The sequence below is a fragment of the Acinetobacter sp. Swhac1 genome, assembly GCF_013390985.1.
Lineage (GTDB): Bacteria > Pseudomonadota > Gammaproteobacteria > Pseudomonadales > Moraxellaceae > Acinetobacter > Acinetobacter towneri.
Map to the genome: position 1 here is coordinate 1 of NZ_JACASN010000076.1, position 2935 is coordinate 2935.

Annotated in this window: 1 rRNA gene; it reads left to right on the forward strand. The window is 50.6% G+C overall.

The annotated features are described in order from the left end of the window. Positions 1-23: 23 nt before the first annotated feature. Positions 24-2917, forward strand: a 23S ribosomal RNA gene (locus HX743_RS15770). Positions 2918-2935: the final 18 nt, after the last annotated feature.

Genomic DNA, 2935 nt, shown 5'->3' on the forward strand with positions numbered 1-2935 from the left:
TTAACGACTGTTTGGGGTTGTATAGTCAAGTAATTAAGTGCATGTGGTGGATGCCTTGGCAGTCAGAGGCGAAGAAAGACGTGATAGCCTGCGAAAAGCTCCGGGGAGGCGGCAAATATCCTTTGATCCGGAGATTTCTGAATGGGGAAACCCACCTACCTTAAGGTAGGTATCGTATGATGAATACATAGTCATACGAAGCGAACGCGGGGAAGTGAAACATCTCAGTACCCGTAGGAAAAGAAATCAATTGAGATTCCCTCAGTAGCGGCGAGCGAAAGGGGAAAAGCCCATTAAGTTATGTGTGTTTTAGTGGAATGCTCTGGGAAGTGCAACCATAGTGGGTGATAGTCCTGTACACGAAAGGGCACACATAATGATGACGAGTAGGGCGAGGCACGTGAAACCTTGTCTGAATATGGGGGGACCATCCTCCAAGGCTAAATACTCCTGACTGACCGATAGTGAACCAGTACCGTGAGGGAAAGGCGAAAAGAACCCCTGTGAGGGGAGTGAAATAGATCCTGAAACCGCATGCATACAAGCAGTGGGAGCCAACTTGTTTGGTGACTGCGTACCTTTTGTATAATGGGTCAGCGACTTATATTCAGTAGCGAGGTTAACCGAATAGGGGAGCCGTAGAGAAATCGAGTCTTAATAGGGCGTATAGTTGCTGGGTATAGACCCGAAACCGGGTGATCTATCCATGAGCAGGTTGAAGGTTGGGTAACACTAACTGGAGGACCGAACCCACTGTCGTTGAAAAGCCAGGGGATGACTTGTGGATAGGGGTGAAAGGCTAATCAAACTCGGTGATAGCTGGTTCTCCCCGAAAGCTATTTAGGTAGCGCCTCGGACGAATACCATTGGGGGTAGAGCACTGTTTCGGCTAGGGGGTCATCCCGACTTACCAAACCGATGCAAACTCCGAATACCAATGAGTACTATCCGGGAGACAGACTGCGGGTGCTAACGTCCGTAGTCAAGAGGAAAACAATCCAGACCGCCAGCTAAGGCCCCAAAATCATAGTTAAGTGGGAAACGATGTGGGAAGGCATAGACAGCTAGGAGGTTGGCTTAGAAGCAGCCACCCTTTAAAGAAAGCGTAATAGCTCACTAGTCGAGTCGGCCTGCGCGGAAGATGTAACGGGGCTAAAACTATGTGCCGAAGCTGCGGATGCATAATTTATTATGCGTGGTAGGGGAGCGTTCTGTAAGCCGAAGAAGGTGGATTGAGAAGTCTGCTGGAGGTATCAGAAGTGCGAATGCTGACGTGAGTAACGACAAAACGGGTGAAAAACCCGTTCGCTGAAAGACCAAGGGTTCCAGTCCAACGTTAATCGGGGCTGGGTGAGTCGACCCCTAAGGCGAGGCCGAGAGGCGTAGTCGATGGGAAATTGGTTAATATTCCAATACTTCAGTGTAATGCGATGAGAGGACGGAGAAGGTTAAGTCAGCCTGGCGTTGGTTGTCCAGGTGAAAGGAAGTAGGCATGCATCTTAGGCAAATCCGGGGTGCTCTATGCTGAGATCTGATAGCAAGCTGTACTTGTACAGTGAAGTGGCTGATACCCTGCTTCCAGGAAAAGTCTCTAAGCTTCAGTTACACTGGAATCGTACCCGAAACCGACACAGGTGGTCAGGTCGAGTAGACCAAAGCGCTTGAGAGAACTCTGCTGAAGGAACTAGGCAAAATGGTACCGTAACTTCGGGAGAAGGTACGCTGTTGATGGTGATAGGACTCGCTCCTTGAGCTGTCGACAGCCTCAGAAACCAGGCCGCTGCAACTGTTTATTAAAAACATAGCACTCTGCAAACACGAAAGTGGACGTATAGGGTGTGATGCCTGCCCGGTGCTGGAAGGTTAATTGATGGGGTTAGCGTAAGCGAAGCTCTTGATCGAAGCCCCAGTAAACGGCGGCCGTAACTATAACGGTCCTAAGGTAGCGAAATTCCTTGTCGGGTAAGTTCCGACCTGCACGAATGGCATAATGATGGCGGCGCTGTCTCCAGCAGAGGCTCAGTGAAATCGAATTCGCCGTGAAGATGCGGTGTACCCGCGGCTAGACGGAAAGACCCCGTGAACCTTTACTGCAGCTTGACATTGAACTTTGACCTTACTTGTGTAGGATAGGTGGGAGGCTTTGAAACTTGGACGCTAGTCCGAGTGGAGCCGTCCTTGAAATACCACCCTGGTAATGTTGAGGTTCTAACTCTGTCCCGTTATCCGGGACGAGGACCATGTCTGGTGGGTAGTTTGACTGGGGCGGTCTCCTCCTAAAGAGTAACGGAGGAGTACGAAGGTGCGCTCAGCGTGGTCGGAAATCACGCGTAGAGTATAAAGGCAAAAGCGCGCTTAACTGCGAGACCCACAAGTCGAGCAGGTACGAAAGTAGGTCTTAGTGATCCGGTGGTTCTGTATGGAAGGGCCATCGCTCAACGGATAAAAGGTACTCTGGGGATAACAGGCTGATACCGCCCAAGAGTTCATATCGACGGCGGTGTTTGGCACCTCGATGTCGGCTCATCTCATCCTGGGGCTGAAGCAGGTCCCAAGGGTATGGCTGTTCGCCATTTAAAGAGGTACGCGAGCTGGGTTTAGAACGTCGTGAGACAGTTCGGTCCCTATCTACCGTGGGCGCTGGAAATTTGAGAGGATCTGCTCCTAGTACGAGAGGACCAGAGTGGACGAACCTCTGGTGTACCGGTTGTGACGCCAGTCGCATCGCCGGGTAGCTATGTTCGGAAGGGATAACCGCTGAAAGCATCTAAGCGGGAAGCCTACCTCAAGATAAGATTTCCCCGAGGCTTTATGCCTCCTAAAGAGCCGTTGAAGACTACGACGTTGATAGGTTGGATGTGGAAGCATAGCGATATGTGAAGCTGACCAATACTAATTGCTCGTGAGGCTTGACTATACAACACCCAAACAGTTG